Raw genomic sequence first — 1,693 nt, 5'->3', positions numbered from 1 at the left:
CCGCCCGGTCGGGCCCGGACTCCTCGGCGCGTGTCGGTCCGGTTCCGGCCCAGTGCCCACCCTGCGGGGTGAGCCCGCGGACACGCGGGGCAGCCTGCCGCCGACCCGGGGCCGGGTCGGTCTAGTCGACCAGTGCGGCCCTGCCGAAGAGAGCCGCGTAACCGCTCGGCAGCTGGCCGAGGACCTGCTTCAGCTGCCCCGGCGAGACGGAGTCCGCGAGGGTGCTCAGGACCGCGCTCGCGTCCCACTCCGCCGTGCGCGGTCGGCCACCCGTGCGGTCGGCGACCCGGCGGCAGAACTCCTCCACACCGAAGGTCTCCACCGCTCGGTCGCCGTCGGAGTCCACCGCCTCGGCCAGCCGGCCGGGAAGCTGGGCGGCCAGGTCCGCGGCCTCCTCCGGGGTGATGCGGCGGCTCAGCAGCTCCAGTACTGCGGTGGTGACCTGCTCCGCCTCGTGCTGGTCGGTGTACTCGCCGCGTTCCCGTACGCGGGCCAGGAACTCGTCGTCACGCATGCTGACACCCCCAGTTCTCGTCGTCATGAGGTTCCTGTCGGTCTGTGCGCCGGGTACCCGGGCGAAGCGCCGGATAACGCCCCATCAACGGGTCCCTGGCCACTACGGCCGGTGCCCCGGCGCAGTCGGGCGGCCGGGGTTTCCGCGACCGGGTTGCGGCCGTGAGGCCCGGCGCGGGCCCGACCGTTGTGATGCCGACGGCGGGTGAGGCCCGCGTCAGGCCTCCGTCGTCAGGACTGGAGTTCCTTGCGGGCGCCGCCGTTGATCTCGATCCTCCGCGACTTCGCCTGCTCCTCGACGGGGATGCGCAGGCTCAGCACGCCCGCGTCGTAGGTGGCCTCGATGTGCTCGGTGTCGAGTGTCTCGCCCAGGAACAACTGCCGGGTGAACGTGCCGGCGGGCCGCTCGGAGATCAGCACCTCGGCGTCGCCGCGGTCCGGCTGCGGGCGTTCGGCCCGGACGGTCAGCACGTCCCGTTCGATCGTGAGGTCCACTGAGTCCGGGTCCACGCCCGGCAGGTCGAAGGTGACCCGGACGGTGCCGTGCTCACGCCAGGCGTCCATCGGCATCACCGGGGCCCGCTGCGTGTCGTTGAACAGCTGCTGGGTGAGACGGTCCAGCTCACGGAAGGGGTCGGTGCGCATCAGCATCGGATCATCGCCTCCTGTCGATTGCCGTGATGTGACCTTCAGCTGCCGACATCTCTTATATACCTCACATCCATAACCTTGCCAAGGAGTGGCTCAGGTTTCCGGCCTGGCCAGGGCTCACAGGGGGTGGTGCCCTGCTGGGCTGCTGCCCGACGGACCGGAGGCGTGGAGGCCCGCCGGCGGTACTCGCCCGAGGAGCGGGGAAGCGTGTTGTCGCCCTCCGTGCGAAAGGGCAAAACTGGAGGCGACCGCACGTCCGTGCACCGACGGGAGGTGGAGGGATGACGGCACCCGGACCGGCACACGAGCAGGCGGACCACTACGCGGTGCTCGGCGTGGCCCCCACGGCTTCGGCCGCGCAGATCACCGGAGCCTTCCGGGCTCTGGTACGGGCCCTGCACCCGGACGTACGGCCGGAGCACCCGCCTGCCGACGAACGGCTGGCGCGGGTCGTGGCGGCCTACGACACGTTGCGGGACCCCGAGCGCCGTGCGGCCTACGACGCCGAGCGCCGCGGTGCCACGGCCCC

At 72.1% G+C, this 1,693-nt stretch carries 3 protein-coding genes; 1 reads left to right on the top strand and 2 read right to left on the bottom strand.

Annotated features, from left to right (window positions below; genetic code table 11):
* Positions 1–121: 121 nt before the first annotated feature.
* Together ACYVE9_RS25690 and ACYVE9_RS25685 are read right to left on the bottom strand one after the other, a co-directional pair.
* The gene (locus tag ACYVE9_RS25690) at positions 122–514 is read right to left on the bottom strand and encodes a DUF2267 domain-containing protein (protein ID WP_461030287.1); all 393 of its coding nucleotides are present in this window, start codon (positions 512–514) and stop codon (positions 122–124) included.
* Positions 515–744: 230 nt separating this feature from the next.
* Complete coding sequence (locus ACYVE9_RS25685; RefSeq protein ID WP_461030286.1) at positions 745–1,164, bottom strand: Hsp20/alpha crystallin family protein; 420 nt, start codon at positions 1,162–1,164, stop codon at positions 745–747.
* 281 nt (positions 1,165–1,445) lie between these two features.
* Here ACYVE9_RS25685 and ACYVE9_RS25680 point away from each other — a divergent pair.
* The coding region (locus tag ACYVE9_RS25680) for a J domain-containing protein (protein WP_461030285.1) at positions 1,446–1,693 on the top strand (248 nt) is incomplete at its 3' end.

Source organism: Streptomyces sparsus (assembly GCF_054776295.1).
The sequence above is the reverse complement of the archived record's forward strand: the minus strand, read 5'-3'. Positions and strand labels throughout refer to the sequence as shown.

Bases quoted from the DNA above. Each gene is read 5' to 3' on its own strand.
- ACYVE9_RS25690 (WP_461030287.1), bottom strand. From the start codon at position 514: ATGCGTGACGACGAGTTCCTGGCCCGCGTACGGGAACGCGGCGAGTAC.
- ACYVE9_RS25685 (WP_461030286.1), bottom strand. From the start codon at position 1,164: ATGCTGATGCGCACCGACCCCTTCCGTGAGCTGGACCGTCTCACCCAG.